Here is a 17,084-nt window from a genome sequence, read left to right as displayed (position 1 = left end):
ATTTTGTTAATTGATCTGAAAATTTGATAACTTGCTAGAAATATCCTATTTTCTGGAAATATGTGAATTAAAACGGATGATTTTAATAAATTATGCTTGGGAGAAGAATTTCCATTTATTCACATTTCTTTCTGGTTATTCCATTTCCAAATCAAACCTGACTTTGTCAGCTTCATCTTGCCGTATTATTTATACTGTCTGCGGCTCGCTCTTGCGTCATGCCTGATTTGGAAATGGAATTAGGGTTAATGATCAAGATAGCACGTAAATTATTTTAATTGATTAGTTAATCCAGATTTGCATCAATTTGGAATGATTAGCCAGATGATATTTCAAAACTTCTCTGAAATGTGTCGGATCTTTCTTATGAGTGAGCTCTCCTTCTCGAGGCAAGTAGTAATCATATAAACGCGATATCCAGAAACGTAATGCGCCAGCACGCAGCATTTGTGGCCATGCCTTCTGCTCTTCGTTGATCAGAGGTCGTATGCGGTGATATGCTGTTAATAGTGCATGTGCGCGCATCTCGTCTAATACACTATCTTCAGATATGCACCAATCATTGATTGTGATAGCAAGGTCGTACAAAAATGCATCATTACACGCAAAATAGAAATCGATAATGCCACCGATCGATGTATTAATGAACAATACATTGTCGCGAAATAGATCAGCATGGATTACTCCCTGCGGGAGAATCTCTGTTTGATGTAATGCCTGAAATTGCAATTCTTCGCTAAGTAATATTTGCTCCTCTTTCGTAAGAAACGGCATTACTTCTTTTGCTGCCGTGTTCCACCATTTTAAACCACGTGGATTGGCCATCTTTACGGGGTAAGATAAGCCAGCTAAGTGCATTCTGGCTAACATTCCCCCAATCTCCGCACATTGTTCGACAGTAGGATGTGTCACTGATTTACCAGGTAAAAAGGTAACGATACTGGCCGGTTTGTCATTCAATTCACCTAACAGTTTCTGCCCGCGCGTAGCAATTGGATTGGGACATGGAATACCTTGATATGATAAGTGAGCCATCAGATTAAGGTAGAAGGGGAGTTCTGCTGCAGTTAGTTTCTCAAACAGTGTCAGAATGTATTTGCCAAGCGTCGTTGTAACCAGATAATTGGTATTTTCTATGCCAGATGAGATACCTTGAAGATCGATCAATGTACCGAGTGGATAATCTTGAAGCCAGATTGATAGTTGTTCCTTGGTAACCGGAGTAAAGACAGACATGAGTAAACAATGGAAAAAGCGTCAATAAATAGATTTAAGCCTTACGTGGCTATTATTTTCTCATGCCGATTACGTTTATAGTTTTAAAATCTGTAAATTTCCCACATCGGAACGTTTACACCATAACCTTCAAGATCACCTCGGTGTGGCTCACCCACAGGACTGCGTTTATTTAAAAGGTAGAATGGTTTGCCAATGCGAGGAATGACTTTGATCATATATAACTGACCATTGACCCGATATTCCTCTACAGTCGCTTCTTTACCTTCTTTAATTGTTACTTGCGGTTCCAGGGAGGAGTCGATCCCCAGATCAGGCAGTTCTGGTCCCTTATGGGGCGCTAAATCAGGCAGCTCGGGAAGTGGTGGTTGATCAGCTGGTTTCTGGGTAGATTGTGCGGATACTGGCAACGTAAAACAAATAGCACACAAAAATAGAGTAGTCTTTATAGGTTGCATGCTGATCCCCGGCGAATGGTAGCGTTCATTCTATCTCAAACAAAGTGAATTATTGAATTATTACAAATTAAGTTGGATTTCCTTCTCGGCAGCTGTGGGTTCAAAGCCAGAGGTTTCATAATATTGAAAGATGGCATTGACAATCTCGGCGGGCTCATCAATGATCTGAATTAGATTCATATCTTCTGGTAAGATATAACCTTCGTGGATGAGCACTTGCTGAAACCAATCAAGCAGACCACGCCAGAAATCCGAGCACACTAAAATAATAGGCATTTTTCTTGTTTTGCCAGTCTGGACAAGCGTGAGAGCTTCCATCAGTTCGTCCAGTGTACCAAATCCTCCAGGCATGACGATATAGGCTGTCGCAAACCTGACAAACATATACTTACGGGCGAAAAAATGGCGGAACGTTTGGCTGACATCCTGATAAATATTGCGGTGTTGCTCATGAGGAAGCTGGATATTAAGGCCGACGCTGGGAGCCTTACCATAAAAGGCGCCTTTGTTGGCTGCTTCCATGATGCCTGGGCCACCACCCGAAATGACTGAGAAACCTGCGTCCGACAATTGCCGTGCAATGGCTTCAGTTAATTTATAATAAGGGTGACTCGGTTCAGTTCGTGCGCTCCCAAATATACTGACTGCTGGCTGAATAAATTCTAGGCGCTCTGCGCCTTCGACAAACTCAGACATGATTCCAAATACGCGCCATGACTCTTTTGTCGGCAAAGGTTTCTCAAGAAACATAACAGCGCTTAGTTTTTCTTCCAAGCTCATAGAGGTCCTTTTCTAGATGAAAACGCTTTTGTTAGTTGATGGTTCATCTTATTTATATCGTGCTTTTCATGCACTACCCGATTTACGCAACCGGCAAAATGAGCCAACTGGCGCAATTTACGGTGTACTTAATATGTTACGTCGCTTGCACAAGGATTACCACGCAGATTATAGCGCGTGCGTGTTTGATGCAAAAGGCAAAACTTTTCGTGATGATATTTATCCGCAATACAAAGCGCATCGTCCTTCCATGCCGGCAGATTTGTCTGAACAAATTGCGCCATTGCTCGAATGTATCGAGGCAATGGGATGGCCTTTACTGATAATTGAAGGGGTTGAAGCAGATGATGTGATCGGGACTCTCGCTAAAAAAGCGGAGCAATCAGGTATGCAATGCGTTATTTCAACGGGTGATAAAGATATCGCGCAATTGGTAAATTCTGGCATCAAACTCGTTAATACCATGAGCAATGAGATTCTGGATGAGGCGGGGGTATTGAAGAAGTTTGGTGTAATGCCTGCGCAGATAATCGATTACCTGGGGCTGGTAGGTGACAGCACGGATAATATTCCAGGGGTTGAGAAAGTGGGACCTAAAACTGCAGTGAAGTGGCTGACCCAATACGGCAGCCTGGATAATATCATCGCGCATGCCAGTGAAATAGGTGGGGTCGTCGGAGAAAATCTGCGCAAAGCAATGCCCTGGTTAGAGATATCACGCACATTACTGACGATTAAGTATGATGTGAATCTTTCAGCTGATTGGGAAGATCTGGTGGTTAGACCGCAGAATACTCAAAAGCTGGTAACACTCTTTGAACGCCTGGGCTTTAAAACCTGGTTACGTGAGCTGCAGCAGAATGAGCAATCTGGCTCTGCTCAGTCAGATCCACTAACTGCTACACAGCAAGAGCAAATCAGTGCAGCAGCATCCATATCCAGTGAAATCACATCAGTTGCTTATGAAACTATTCTTACGGAAGATCAGTTGAACAAATGGCTTGCGCATTGCGATACAGCACCATTGGTTTCGCTCGATACTGAAACGACTGGTTTGAATCCACTGCAGGCGCAATTGGTAGGAATTTCGTTATGTATTGAACCGGGTCAAGCAGCTTATTTGCCACTTACTCACTGTTTTCCTGGTGCGCCACAACAATTAAATATCAATTTTGTGTTGAGCAAAATGAAATCCTGGCTTGAGAATCCAGCAAAATTGAAAGTTGGGCAGAATCTGAAATACGACAAACATGTTTTTGCTAATCATGGCATCAGTCTGAATGGTATTGCGCATGATACCTTGCTGCAATCGTATGTGCTGGAATCCCATCATCCGCACAATATGGATAGCATGGCATTGCGCCATTTAGGTATAAAAACGATTACCTATGATGAAGTAACGGGTAAAGGTGCCAATCGGATTGGATTTGATCAGGTCATGCTTGATGAGGCGGCGCGCTATGCAGCAGAAGATGCTGATATTACGCTGCAATTGCATCAATACTTATACCCGAAGATGGCATGTCAAACACAACTCGACTATATTTATCGCCATATCGAGATGCCGTTACTCAATGTGTTATTTCTGATCGAGCGTAATGGGGTGTTGCTGGATGTGGACCTTCTCCAGGCGCTAAGCCGTGAGCTGGAAAAGCAATTACCGGCGCTGGAACAGCAGGCTTGTTTGATTGCCGGGCAAGCATTTAATTTGAATTCGACCAAACAAATCCAGGAAATTTTATTTAACCAGCTTAAATTACCGGTTATCAAGAAAACACCCAAAGGCTCACCATCGACCGATGAAGACGTTTTACAGCAACTCGCGCTCGATTATCCGCTACCTAAGATTCTGCTTGAATATCGTGGCCTGGCCAAACTTAAGTCGACTTACACGGATAAATTACCTTTAATGGTGGATAACAATACCCATCGGGTACATACCACTTATGCGCAGGCGGTTGCCGTAACCGGCAGGTTGGCTAGCAATGACCCAAATTTACAAAATATACCGGTCCGCAGGCAGGAAGGTCGACGTATTCGGGAAGCATTCATAGCACCCCCTGGTAGTCGTATTATTTCGGCGGATTATTCTCAGATTGAATTGCGCATCATGGCGCATATCTCTCAAGATAATGGATTGCTTAAAGCATTTGCTGCCGATGAGGATATTCACCGTGCCACTGCAGCGGAAGTGTTTGGCATATCGCAGGATCAGGTTGATCAGGAACAGCGTCGCTATGCCAAAGTAATCAATTTTGGACTCATTTATGGTATGTCTGATTATGGTCTGGCAACCCAATTAGGAATTGAGCGTAGTGCCGCGCGTATTTATATCGATCGCTATTTCGCACGTTATCCCGGGGTCGCTGAATATATGCAGAGAATCCGATTGCAGGCCAGGGAGAAAGGATATGTCGAGACTGTATTTGGTCGTCGATTATGGCTGCCGGAAATCAACAGCTCCAATCACAATCGTAAACTGGCAGCGGAGCGTGCCGCTATCAATGCACCCATGCAAGGCACTGCAGCAGATATCATTAAGCTTGCAATGATTGCTGTGCATGAATGGCTGATAAAGGAAAAAATGCACAGCAAGCTCATCATGCAGGTTCATGATGAATTAGTCTTGGAAGTACCTAATGAAGAAGTCGATATTGTAAAACATGTATTGCCAGATTTAATGGAAAATGTCAGCAAACTTAATGTGCCCCTTCGAGTCGAAGTGGGTGTGGGTAATAATTGGGAACAGGCGCATTAGTCTTTGTGAAAAAAGCCATTTTGCATTGCTTTCCCTGAGGATTCCTGTAAAAATCAAGCCACTATGAATCAAATCAAAACTTTTAGCGATCGGCGTTTACACTTATTGTCACAAATGCAGAAAGGCGCTGCCATCATTGCAACGTCTCCTGTAAGACTCAGAAATCGGGATGCTCTTTATCCCTATCGCTTCGATAGCTATTTTTATTATCTAACGGGTTTCCATGAACCTGAAGCAGTCTTGGTCATCATTTGCGAGAATGGTCAGAGAAATGCTGAACAAATACTATTCTGTCGGGAAAAAGATAAGGAACGTGAAATCTGGGATGGTTTCCGCTATGGACCCGATGCTGCACGTGAAGCATTTGGCTTTGACGCAGCTTATCCCATAGCCAAATTGGATGAATGGATACCCAAATTACTTGAGAATCAACCCACTATCTATTCCATGTTAGGGCAAGACACGACATGGGATACGCGTCTCATCAGCTGGATTAATCAAGTAAGAGAACGGGTACGTAGCGGCGTCTCAGCACCCCACGAAATACGTGATATTCGTCACATTTTGGATGAAATGCGCTTGTTCAAAAGTGAGGAAGAGCTCTCACTCATGCGCCATGCGGCAAAAATTTCTGCGGGAGCACATTGTCGTGCGATGCAGAAGACTAAACCTGGCATGTATGAATATGAAATCGAAGCCGAGCTATTGCATGAGTTCCGCCGGTTGGGCTCACAAGCGCCGGCTTATACGCCTATCGTGGCAGGGGGCGCCAATGCGTGTGTGTTACATTACATCGAAAATAATGCGCAGTTACAGTCTGGTGATTTGCTGCTTATCGATGCTGGCTGTGAATTTAATGGTTATGCAGCCGATATCACCCGTACATTCCCAGTAGATAGAAAGTTTACTTCGGTACAAAAAGATATTTATCAGCTCGTGCTCTCTGCTCAAATGGCAGCAATCGCGGCAGTCCAGCCCGGGAATACCTGGGATATGCCCCATCAAGCTGCTTTACAGGTGCTGGTCCAGGGATTTATTGATCTGGGGCTTTGCCAAGGTAGCGTGGATGACGTGATTCAATCAGAAGATTACAAACGTTTTTACATGCACCGTACGGGGCATTGGTTGGGACTGGATGTTCATGATGCGGGGGAATATAAACAAAATGGTCAATGGCGCTGTTTATCCCCGGGAATGACTTTGACAGTGGAGCCAGGGTGTTACATTCGTCCAGCAGATAATATTCCGCAGCATTTCTGGAATATTGGGGTACGTATCGAAGATGATGTGGCAGTGACAACTGCTGGTCATGAAGTGCTGACTATCGATGTACCTAAAACGGTGGCAGAAATAGAGGAGCTAACACAATGAACGATAATCGCAGAAAAATAATCATCAGTAGGACAATTGATTATAAGCAGTCAGAGTCATCGCTGAACGGATCTGTCCCTGGTGGTTCACCTTGGCAACGCTGGTTATTTTTCTTAGCACTTCTTCCTTTATTTATTGGTGCGATGTTGCTGGGGATAGTCTTTTTTTCGATTTTTTTTGCTTTAATTGTGGTAGTGGCTGCGGCTATAGGAATAAGATTCTGGTGGCTGCGGCGCAAACTACAAAAAACTGGAAAGTTTGAGGGAGAAGAGAAGTCCATTGTAATCGAAGATGCTGAGATTATTGAAACCAGGACTAACAAGTCTGAGCACAAGTAATTTTGATTGTAAATTAAACCTAGATTCCCCAGATCATCGCTCGCTCTGACATAGCATTAACGAATATAATAACCTTTTCTATAAATTTCATTTTTACCTTCTGAGTGTTTCCGCTTTGGTAAGGATTGCGCGATTTTGCAAGCCCATGACTGCGGTTGCAACTCTTTGGAATGGAACGATCATTCCGTGTCATTGCGCCTTACCCTGCACTCGCAAAACCACACACTTCATTCTGCCCAACTGAGGGATATAGGAATATAGCTTAAAACAAGCTTTGTCGATTTCTTCTCGTCATACTGCTTATCCTGTCTGCGCTTTACTAAAGCAAACCCCCGGCAAGGCCGGGGGTTTTTGACTAGAACCCAGTCTTTTAAAAGACAGGGTTAACTTTTTTCAACATAGTAGGGTTGCTTTATTTTGACCTTTTCTTATGCTTGCTCAGCCTTGGCTTCAGGTATGGTGACGCTTTCTGCTGCAGGTTGCTCTTCAGCCGCAACTTCCACTTTGCGACCAGAAGGGTTGGTAAATTGATCGTTCAATGACTGGATATAGTCATTGGCTTCGCTTCTCACCTGAGCAAGAATATTAAGATTCGAACTATTCCAACCGGCAGGTTTTTGTAAAAACATGGGTCGATAAGCCGCTGTACTCTTGATGAATGCCTGGGTGTATTGCTTGCAGGCAGTGTGATCATGACCAAACTCTGTAGGGAGTTTTTTGATCATATTGTCTGCTACCTTACGGCGAATGGTGAAATGAATATAGCCCATAACACCCACTATCATGCCAAGACCAACAAGTGATGGTGTTTCATAGGCCATGATATTTTCGGCAAATATTTTCAAGAGATTCCAGCTATCGGTTAACCAAAAAGCCACGCCACTTAAAATCAGCAAGGTACTGAATAGGATACTATCAAACAAAATTACTCGTTTTTTCCAGTTTTGAAGCATACCGGTAAGTTTGTGGATAACCTGCTTGCCGATGGTTTCAGCCGTCTGTTCAAGCATGCCAGCTATACGATAGGATCGTTCTACTTCAATTTGCTGCATGCGCGTACTGAGTTCTGCCATATCTTCTTCACGTTTTTTCTCATAACGTTCCCCGATGAGGGGATCTTCAATCGGCGTAGCGGCTTCAGGATTATAAATCCGGTAAAACTTGCCAGCAAATAAACCTGCTTGTGCCAAGGAACGCTGCCAGGCAGAGACGACTTCTTCAGGATTGTCTTCTTTTGCAGTCACATCCATTTGATTAAGGATATAAAGGAATTTATTGGCGTCAGCGCGATTAATGGTGCCTGCTACCAGATATTCCAATGTATCTTTCATGGCGCCTGGTTCTGGATGGCGTGCATCAAAGAATACGAGCACCAGATCGGATAAATCAATGATATGCTGCGTCAGGCGTAAAGTGGAGTTACGTTGACTATCCGCATCAAATCCAGGAGAGTCAATCAAAATCTTGCCACGGATTTTTTCAGAAGGACACGTTTTTAGCTGGATGTAAGCATCAATGCGCTGAGGACCGGCTTCTGAAATCTCTGCGATACTTCGACTGATTTGGTAAAAAGGGAAACGCGGATCAGCATCCAATGCTACGCCCGGTAACGTTTTAACTTCATCGTGGCTACTGTAGCAAATAACCGTAAATTTATCATCGACAGCTTGATTACCCGTGCGTTGCAAATGCAGGCCCAGGTAAGAATTGATAAAAGTTGATTTGCCAGCTGAGAATGTTCCCAGTACCGCAATCATCGGCCACCAGGTGACATAGGTTGCGTAAGATTCGTTTCTATCCAGTAAACCGATATCCTGGGCTACGTGATCTAGTTTGCGAAAACTGTGAACTGCCTTAGCCAATACCGGATTATCCGGATGTTCTTCGGCAAGATGTTTTTCGAGGCTTTTAAGACGCTTAGAAATATTTGTTGAGCTTTGTGCCATAATAGTCCCTATTTGATTCGTTAAATAACAAAGAGTCTAATTAATTAATTATTATAACGTTTAATCCGACTTTGATTTTATTCTATTGTGTCTCTCATGCCTTTACAATCAGGCAAAAAAATAGTAAAGCTCTGCACCAAAACTTTATCTTATCTCAGCAAGCAATCTATCCATCATTTGCTCTGCCTGGCGCAGGTATCCACTTCCAAACAGATTCAGATGATTTAAAACATGGTAAAGATTGTAAAGTGTTTTGCGAGTACGGTAGCCCACCTCAAGCGGATAGGCGTCTTGATAGCTCGCGTAGAACTGGGGCGGGAATCCCCCGAAAAGCTCAGTCATCGCAAGATCAGCTTCTCGATCTCCATAGTATACGGCAGGATCAAATAGTACAGGTTGTCCTGTCGAATCAAACGAGTAATTGCCACTCCATAGATCACCATGCAATAGGCATGCGTTGATGCGTGATCCAGTAAAGAACACGCCCAGATCGGTCATAAGCCGCTCACCCTGGGTTTGTAGTTTCCCTTTATAGCCGTTTATCTGAGCAAGTTGGAGTTGATATCCTAACCGATTATGACGCCAGAAATGAATCCAATCAGAAGAACGGTCATTTTTCTGTAAAGTTGAACCAATTGTATTATCACGAAACCACCCGAACTGATCAGAGAAAGTACGATGCATATTGGCCAGTCCTGTACCTAATGCTTCCGCATGTTGATTGGGTGTGTGCCTTAAGTCCAGGTATTCCAGCACCAGCCAGGCACTGAAATCATTACGACCCCAGCACTTGGGTTCAGGAACGCGCAAGGTATGAGAATTTTGTATTTCTTTAAGACCAGCCGCTTCTGCCTCAAACATCGGCAGATTGCTTGTTTTGTTCAGTTTGACAAAATAGTGCTGATCATTACCTTGAATATGGTAAGTCTCGTTGATACATCCGCCGCCAATAGCGTTGATCTTTTCCAGAACAAAATGAGTATTCAAAGAACTACAGATCTGTTCTGCGATCTCTAGCCAGGGAGACTGGGAAGATAAGTTACTGGATGATCGAATCATGGTTTAACCTAAATACCGCAATTGGACGGGGTGGAGCGTGTGGTGATCCAGGTGCGAGGCAAGGCACGATGAAGCCACAGGGCCATCCCCTGCAACGAAGATCAACGCCGCATTCGCGCCTGAAGCGACATATGATACACCTTGTAGCGGCCCCACCATTCTGGTGAATGAGAAAATTTCGGAAATGCTTCTATATGTCATGGGCTTAGCTCTCCAATCAAGCAGTCAATTGCAGTTTTAGGTTCAATGATTAGATAAATCTTTTCTGGCCTGCATAATCGCTGCACGGACCTGTGCTGGTGCTGTTCCGCCAGGATGGTTGCGGCTTTTCATTGAGCCTTCAAGTGTTAAAATCGAAAAAATATCTTGCTCGATGATAGATGAGAACTGCTTCAATTCAGACAGCGAAAGTTCGCTTAAATCACAGCTTTTATTTTCAGCAAAACGAACCGCTTTAGCGACGATTTCATGGGCATCACGGAAGGGGAGACCCTTTTTGACCAGATAGTCTGCCAAATCGGTTGCTGTGGCATAGCCCCGCATTGCCGCGTTACGCATGACGTTATTATTTACGGTTATGCCAGAAAGCATATCCGTATAAATACGGAGTGTATCTATTAAGGTATCAACAGTATCAAATAGTGGCTCTTTGTCTTCCTGATTATCCTTGTTGTAGGCAAGTGGCTGGGATTTCATCAGCGTCAGCAATGCAACCAGATGACCATTAATACGCCCTGTTTTTCCCCTGACCAGTTCAGGTACATCAGGATTTTTCTTTTGCGGCATGATGGATGAACCTGTACAGAAACGATCTGCCAGTTGAATAAAATTGAAGGCAGAACTCATCCAGATAATCAGTTCTTCAGAAAAGCGCGAAAGATGGGTCATGATCAATGCTGCGCAGGTACAAAATTCAATTGCAAAATCACGATCCGATACGGCATCGAGCGAGTTTAGGCAAATACCATCAAAACCAAGCGTTTGTGCGACCATTTCACGATCGATGGGATAACTGGTTCCAGCTAGTGCCGCTGCCCCCAGAGGTAATTTATTGACACGTTTGCGACAGTCTAGCAATCTGGCGACATCTCTGCAGAGCATTTCATAATAAGCCATCAGATGATGACCAAATGAAACAGGTTGAGCCACCTGGAGATGGGTAAAACCAGGCATCACTGTCTCTATATGTTGCTCAGCCAAATCCAGAAGAGCCCATTGCATGGATTTGATAAGATTGACAATCTCATCAATCGAAACACGCAGATAAAGCCGGATATCAGTAGCTACCTGATCATTGCGGGAGCGGGCGGTGTGTAATCTTTTCCCTGCATCACCAATCAATGCTGTCAGTCGTTTCTCGATATTAAGGTGAACATCTTCTAATTCGATTTGCCACTCAAAGATATTATTGCGAATTTCTTCAAGAATCTGACTGAGCCCCTGCTCGATAGCAGTCAGATCAGCTGGGTTGATTATACCCACTGCTGAAAGCATTCGCGCATGTGCCAGTGATCCTTGTATATCGTATTCAGCCAATCGTTTATCAAAATTTACTGAGGCGGTATATCGCTGAACCAATTGAGAAACAGGCTCATTGAATCGCCCTGACCAGGTTTTGGCATTATTTTCCACTGCGGCTTTCTTCTCCATTTAGAATGAGTTTATTGAGTTGGTAAAGTTTAAGCTTAACCCGGATATTTCGCCAGGACGCGGGATGACGGAGAGAAGATTTGCGAGCAGATTTACGTATCCCGCACCAAGCTATTATCTACGACTATTGGCGTGAAGTAGGGACGGAAAGATGCCACAAATCTCCTATCAGCGCCTGCGAAGGCCAATGAGTACAAGTTGGATTTGTATAAAACTGTCCGAAAACGCTCATTCATCAACTTTTGCCTTATAGTAGAGGCCGACCTGGTGAAATATCCGGGTTAAGGAGGGCAATATTTTACTTCTGACAAACTTTTCGAAATGATTTCTAGATCTATTGGTTATCAATCCAAAAACAAAGTAATTCAATTTACAACATACTTTACCCATCCATACAAAATATTATGAACTTTTCTTTTCCTTCAATCCGGAATAGTGGATAATTGGAGCTTTTCTTTCCTGTCACATCAACAAGGAGCTATTTCATGACAGATCAGTACAAACAAAATGAAGGCGATCAAAGCGAAAAAAGCAAAATTGAGTGGGCTAAACCCGCTTCACTTATGAACATATTGAGTGAAAAATTTGCCCCCATTGCCAAAATTCAGCATATGCAATTACCGGCATGGTCGTTTTTTGTTTTTTTGGGAATTTTATTATTGGTTATTGCATGGAAATATATTGCGGTTAGTCAAGCTGAATCCCGCGTGGAGAAAGAGCGTGCTGAAATCGCCCAAGCTCTTGAAACAGAGCGTTCAATATTGATTAGAAAGGCACGTGAATATGCTGATAGTCAATATGTCAAAGAAGAAGAACGTTTTGGCCAAGTTTTGTCATGGGCAGTACGAGGCGAATTAATCCGCAATAACCTAGATCAGGTCAGCCAATATCTGAATGAACTGGTTAAAATGAAAGATACAGAACGCGTTGTTTTGATCAGTGATGATGGCAAATTGCTTGTTTCAACAGATAAAAAGCTGGAAGAAACAGAAGGGAAAGAACTCTATCCTGCTGAGGTACTTCAAAAACGAAAAATTACCATGATATCGGATGTTAATGGTAAGAAATTGCTGGTTGTTCCAGTTATGGGGCTGAATTCTCGCTTAGCTACAGTGGTTGTTAGCTACAAGCAATCTGCGTTAGCTGGCAGCTAGTTTTTACTTCAAATTCTTATAATCCAACCCCAGTAATGATTTACTGGGGTTTTTTATTTTAGTTTATGCGTGCTATCTGTGCCCCCAGTTGCGCTAATTTTTGCTCGATACGCTCATAACCACGATCAAGATGGTAAATACGATCAATGATTGTTTCACCCTGCGCGATCAATCCTGCTATAACCAAGCTTGCTGACGCACGTAGATCAGTAGCCATAACACCTGCCCCATCAAGCCTTGGTATGCCATGCACAATGGCAGTATTACCTTCTACCGTGATCTCAGCATTCATGCGTTTCAATTCTTGAACATGCATGAAGCGATTTTCAAAAATTGTCTCAGTGATGATAGCAGTGCCATTAGCTACGCTATTGAGCGCCATGAACTGGGCTTGCATATCCGTTGGGAAAGCAGGGTAGGGAGCCGTTCGCAAGCTCACTGACTTGAGTGGCTTGTTCATAGTGAGATGAATCCAGTTTTTTCCTGAATTGATGATGGCACCTGCTTCCAGCAGTTTATCGATGACCGCGTCCAGCGTACCTGCTTGAGCACCTTTAAGATGGATTTCGCCGCCACTGGCAGTGACTGCAGTCAGGAAGGTTCCTGTTTCAATACGATCAGGCATAACATCATGCGTGCAACCATGCAATGCCTTGACACCTTGAATAGTAATGACATCTGTTCCCGCACCCTCAATTTTTGCCCCCATTTTAATCAGGCACTGTGCCAGATCGATAATCTCGGGCTCCCGTGCAGCGTTTTCCAATATTGTCAAACCAGAAGCGAGGCAAGCTGCCATCATGAGATTCTCGGTACCGGTCACAGTGACGATATCCATCACAATCCGTGTTCCAATTAACTTTTTAGCTTTGGCATGAATATAACCATGTTCGATTATGATTTCTGCACCCATGGCTTGGAGACCTTTGATATGCTGGTCTACAGGGCGCAGGCCGATGGCACAGCCCCCAGGCAAGGAAATGATGGCTTCACCCTTATGGGCAAGTAGTGGTCCAAGTACCAGTATGGCAGCACGCATGGTTTTGACCATTTCATAAGGGGCGGTTGGATTGGTAAGATCGGCAGCAGATAACTCCATTTCTGACTGATCGTTTGTTAAGATAGTTACGCCCATTTGTTTCAACAAGTTCAGCATGGTCGTGACATCTTTGAGATCAGGGACATTTCTGAGTGTGAGTGTGTCATTTGTCAACAATGAGGCGCACAGCGCTGGTAATGCTGCATTTTTTGCGCCAGAAATGCTGATTTCACCAGAAAGTGGCTTACCACCATAAATAACGAGTTTTTGCATGGATTTGTTCGAGGAATCAGAATTGCGGTAAAAAAAGTTGATTTATTGGAATATACCTAAGCACTTAAACAAAAAAACATTAACTGAAGTTATATTATTTTAATATTTGAGGAGATAGAATGAATAAACAAATTATCCAGACGACTGATGCCCCGCAAGCTATTGGCACTTATTCGCAGGCAATACGAGTGAGTGGAGGTGAGGCAGTCTATCTTTCTGGCCAAATTGGACTGGATCCATCGACTATGCAAATGGTAGAAGGCATCGAATCACAAATCGTGCGTGTCATACTCAATATGAAAGCAGTGGCAGTGGCAAGCGGTGGCAGTCTGGCTGATATCGTCAAATTAAACGTTTATTTAACGGATCTTGCCAATTTTACCAAGGTTAATGAAATCATGGCTAATCATTTTAGCCAGCCCTATCCTGCGCGAGCAGCGATTGGTGTGGCAGCCCTTCCACGTGGCGCACTGGTTGAAATGGATGCCGTGATGGTACTGCCTAAATAGTAAGGCAATAGTGCAATTATCCAGGTGGAAATGTAATAACGAAGGACAATCAAGCGACTCACTTGAACGCGCTCAAAAGCAATCCCTTTTCTTGTATCAATCCCCAACTGCAGCAAAAGCTGGTCAAATTGGGTATTCGCAATGAATTAGAACTGATTTTGCATTTACCGCTTCGTTATGAAGATGAGACACGGCTTTACCCCATCAGGGATATCCCTGATGGTAAGACTGCTCAGGTCGAGGGAGTTATCGTTCATAGCGAAATCATCACGCGTCCGAGACGGCAATTGGTATGCCAGATAAAGGATTCCACTGGAATCCTTTATCTCCGCTTCCTTAATTTTTATCCAAGCCAAGTGAAAGCTTATTCGATAGGGGCTCGGATAAGAGTGTTGGGCGAAGCACGCACCGGTTTCTTTGGCCTAGAAATGATTCATCCCAAGTGCCGGATCGTGCGTGAGAAATCGCTGCTCGCTGACACCTTGACGCCTGTTTACCCAATAACAGCGGGCATTGCACAAACAACCATTACCAAACTGATTCAACAAGCGCTCAGTAATAATCATAGCAGCGAATACATAGCGGAAACGCTGCCGGAAACAATATTGATGCAGTATCATCTGTCAGGATTTAGAGAAAGTATCTGCCTTTTGCATCAGCCCCCGCCCGATATTGCCATCGGTTTATTGCAATCTCGCACCCATCCGGCCTGGCGTCGAATCAAGTTCGACGAGTTATTGGCGCAGCAATTATCCATGCGCATGCATTATCGTCAGCGACGAAGTTACCAAGCACCTGCTTTACAGGAGAAAAACCATTTAACCCAAGCACTGCTTGCATCGCTTGCTTTTGATCTGACTGATGCACAGAAAAAAGTACTTGTTGAAATCAAGCGAGATCTTTCAGCTGAAAACCCCATGCAACGCCTGTTACAAGGTGATGTGGGCAGTGGCAAAACGATTGTGGCTGCGCTGGCAGCGTTACAAGCAATCGAAAATGACTATCAAGTCGCTATTATGGCGCCAACCGAGATTCTTGCTGAACAGCATTATCAAAAATTTTTGTCTTGGCTTGCTCCGCTTGGTGTCACAGTGTCATGGTTATCTGGTAGCCAGAAAAAGAAACAGCGTGATCATGAGCTGACAGAAATCGCAGCAGGTAATGCTATGCTGGCTATCGGCACACATGCCTTGTTTCAGGAGCAAGTCCAGTTTTTCCGATTGGGGTTAGTGATAGTCGATGAGCAACACCGATTCGGTGTGCATCAACGCTTGGCCTTGCGGCACAAGGGGAGTGAATCCAACTGGCTACCGCACCAATTGATGATGAGCGCAACTCCCATCCCGCGTACGCTTTCAATGAGCTATTACGCTGATTTAGATGTGTCGGTCATTGATCAATTACCACCAGGCAGATCACCGGTCGTTACCAAGCTGATCGATGAAAGCCGGCGCAACGAAGTCATTGCGCGTGTGCGGGAAGCATGTCATGCAGGAAAGCAAGCTTATTGGGTCTGCCCGCTGATTGAAGAATCCGAAGCATTGCAGCTTAAAACAGCAGTTGAAACCTATGAGGTACTGGGCCAGACTTTTCCTGAGTTAAAGATCAGTCTGATACATGGCCGATTGAATGCGCAGGTTAAATCAGCCATCATGACCGCTTTCAGTCAAGGAGAGGTTCAGTTATTGGTTGCCACTACCGTGATCGAAGTGGGAGTGGATGTGCCGAATGCTTCATTGATGGTGATTGAGCATGCAGAGCGTATGGGCTTATCACAGCTTCATCAACTGCGTGGTCGTATTGGCCGTGGCAGTGAAGCGGGAATATGTGTGTTGCTATATCAGAAACCATTGTCTCAAATTGCGCGCGAACGGCTGCGCATCATTTTCGAGCATAGCGATGGCTTTGAAATTGCACGGCAGGATCTCAAACTGCGGGGTCCAGGAGAATTCCTGGGCACACGCCAGAGCGGCATTCCGATGCTGCGCTTTGCTGATCTGCAACAGGATATGGATTTACTCGAAGCAGCAAGGGCCGTAGCAGAAACCTTGTTGTGTGACTATCCAGAAGCAGCCCAGCGTCATCTTCAGCGCTGGTTGGGTGAGAAAAAGGAGTATCTGCGGGTATGAGGGTAAAGTATGCCTCCTGCTCATCGGCATATTAATAAAAGGAGATAAGTTATGGGTAAGAAGATTCTCGTCGTTCTAACCAGTGTTGAGAAGTATCCGAACTTGAAGCGTGCCACCGGTCTGTGGCTAGGCGAAGCCGTTCACTTTGTCAAGAAAGTCGAAGAGGCTGGTTACGAGGTGGATTATGTAAGTCCCCAAGGTGGTTATACGCCAATTGATCCTCATAGTCTTGTCATGGCAGACGATATTGACTGGGCCTGGTACCACAACAAGGTGTTCATGAATCGTCTTGGTTCCACATTAAAGCCTAGGGTCTGTTGACGTTTTGAGATAAGTATTTCATAAATAGAAGCAAACTCGTAATATTGAGAGGTTCTCACACCA

General features: G+C 44.2%; 15 protein-coding genes. 7 read left to right on the top strand and 8 right to left on the bottom strand.

The features are described from left to right. Positions 1 to 282: 282 nt before the first annotated feature. From R2Q26_RS02070 to R2Q26_RS02060, 3 genes are all read right to left on the bottom strand, one after another. Positions 283 to 1,236, bottom strand: coding sequence for a homoserine kinase (locus R2Q26_RS02070; protein ID WP_317534752.1), 954 nt, complete (start codon positions 1,234 to 1,236; stop codon positions 283 to 285). An 83-nt stretch (positions 1,237 to 1,319) separates the two neighbouring features. Then, positions 1,320 to 1,694: a DUF2782 domain-containing protein gene (locus tag R2Q26_RS02065; protein WP_317534751.1), complete on the bottom strand. Its 375-nt coding sequence runs from the start codon at positions 1,692 to 1,694 to the stop codon at positions 1,320 to 1,322. 60 nt (positions 1,695 to 1,754) lie between these two features. Next, the gene (locus R2Q26_RS02060) at positions 1,755 to 2,474 is read right to left on the bottom strand and encodes a TIGR00730 family Rossman fold protein (RefSeq protein ID WP_317534750.1); all 720 of its coding nucleotides are present in this window, start codon (positions 2,472 to 2,474) and stop codon (positions 1,755 to 1,757) included. 16 nt (positions 2,475 to 2,490) lie between these two features. On the opposite strand from R2Q26_RS02060, the gene polA reads away from it, so the two are divergent. From polA to R2Q26_RS02045, 3 genes are all read left to right on the top strand, one after another. Next, entirely contained in the window at positions 2,491 to 5,232 is a 2,742-nt protein-coding gene (polA, locus tag R2Q26_RS02055) for a DNA polymerase I (RefSeq protein WP_317534749.1), read from the top strand. A gap of 63 nt (positions 5,233 to 5,295) precedes the next feature. After that, positions 5,296 to 6,603: a Xaa-Pro aminopeptidase gene (gene pepP / locus R2Q26_RS02050; protein WP_317534748.1), complete on the top strand. Its 1,308-nt coding sequence runs from the start codon at positions 5,296 to 5,298 to the stop codon at positions 6,601 to 6,603. Next, the gene (locus R2Q26_RS02045) at positions 6,600 to 6,941 is read left to right on the top strand and encodes a hypothetical protein (RefSeq protein ID WP_317534747.1); all 342 of its coding nucleotides are present in this window, start codon (positions 6,600 to 6,602) and stop codon (positions 6,939 to 6,941) included. Before pepP ends, R2Q26_RS02045 begins: the two co-directional genes overlap by 4 nt. A gap of 428 nt (positions 6,942 to 7,369) precedes the next feature. Here the strand turns inward: R2Q26_RS02045 and R2Q26_RS02040 are convergent, their stop codons facing one another. From R2Q26_RS02040 to argH, 4 genes are all read right to left on the bottom strand, one after another. Further along, a complete protein-coding gene (locus R2Q26_RS02040) occupies positions 7,370 to 8,887 on the bottom strand; it encodes a dynamin family protein (RefSeq protein ID WP_317534746.1) in 1,518 nt (505 codons plus the stop codon). Between the two features lie 144 nt (positions 8,888 to 9,031). After that, on the bottom strand, positions 9,032 to 9,946 hold the full coding sequence (locus R2Q26_RS02035) for a fructosamine kinase family protein (RefSeq protein WP_317534745.1): 915 nt from the start codon (positions 9,944 to 9,946) through the stop codon (positions 9,032 to 9,034). Between the two features lie 3 nt (positions 9,947 to 9,949). Continuing rightward, the gene (locus R2Q26_RS02030) at positions 9,950 to 10,147 is read right to left on the bottom strand and encodes a hypothetical protein (RefSeq protein ID WP_317534744.1); all 198 of its coding nucleotides are present in this window, start codon (positions 10,145 to 10,147) and stop codon (positions 9,950 to 9,952) included. A 42-nt stretch (positions 10,148 to 10,189) separates the two neighbouring features. After that, positions 10,190 to 11,596: an argininosuccinate lyase gene (argH, locus tag R2Q26_RS02025; protein ID WP_317534743.1), complete on the bottom strand. Its 1,407-nt coding sequence runs from the start codon at positions 11,594 to 11,596 to the stop codon at positions 10,190 to 10,192. Positions 11,597 to 12,081: 485 nt separating this feature from the next. Here argH and R2Q26_RS02020 point away from each other — a divergent pair, with 485 nt between their 5' ends. Then, on the top strand, positions 12,082 to 12,750 hold the full coding sequence (locus R2Q26_RS02020) for a hypothetical protein (protein WP_317534742.1): 669 nt from the start codon (positions 12,082 to 12,084) through the stop codon (positions 12,748 to 12,750). Between the two features lie 58 nt (positions 12,751 to 12,808). On the opposite strand, the gene murA is transcribed toward R2Q26_RS02020, so the two are convergent. Then, a complete protein-coding gene (gene murA, locus R2Q26_RS02015; protein ID WP_317534741.1) occupies positions 12,809 to 14,062 on the bottom strand; it encodes a UDP-N-acetylglucosamine 1-carboxyvinyltransferase in 1,254 nt (417 codons plus the stop codon). A gap of 119 nt (positions 14,063 to 14,181) precedes the next feature. Between murA and R2Q26_RS02010 the strand changes: the two genes are divergently transcribed. The 3 genes from R2Q26_RS02010 to R2Q26_RS02000 all read left to right on the top strand — a co-directional run bounded on the left by R2Q26_RS02010 (position 14,182) and on the right by R2Q26_RS02000 (position 17,021). Then, positions 14,182 to 14,571 (top strand): Rid family detoxifying hydrolase, encoded by a 390-nt coding sequence (locus tag R2Q26_RS02010; RefSeq protein WP_090566940.1) that lies wholly within the window; start codon positions 14,182 to 14,184, stop codon positions 14,569 to 14,571. 62 nt (positions 14,572 to 14,633) lie between these two features. After that, complete coding sequence (gene recG, locus R2Q26_RS02005) at positions 14,634 to 16,700, top strand: ATP-dependent DNA helicase RecG (RefSeq protein WP_317534740.1); 2,067 nt, start codon at positions 14,634 to 14,636, stop codon at positions 16,698 to 16,700. A 51-nt stretch (positions 16,701 to 16,751) separates the two neighbouring features. Further along, positions 16,752 to 17,021 carry a hypothetical protein gene (locus R2Q26_RS02000; RefSeq protein WP_317534739.1) on the top strand — a complete coding sequence of 90 codons (270 nt, stop codon included), beginning with the start codon at positions 16,752 to 16,754 and terminating at the stop codon, positions 17,019 to 17,021. Positions 17,022 to 17,084 lie beyond the last annotated feature (63 nt).

The organism is Nitrosomonas sp. Is37, assembly GCF_033063275.1.
Taxonomy (GTDB): Bacteria; Pseudomonadota; Gammaproteobacteria; order Burkholderiales; family Nitrosomonadaceae; genus Nitrosomonas.
This window is presented reverse-complemented; position numbering and strand designations above follow the sequence as displayed.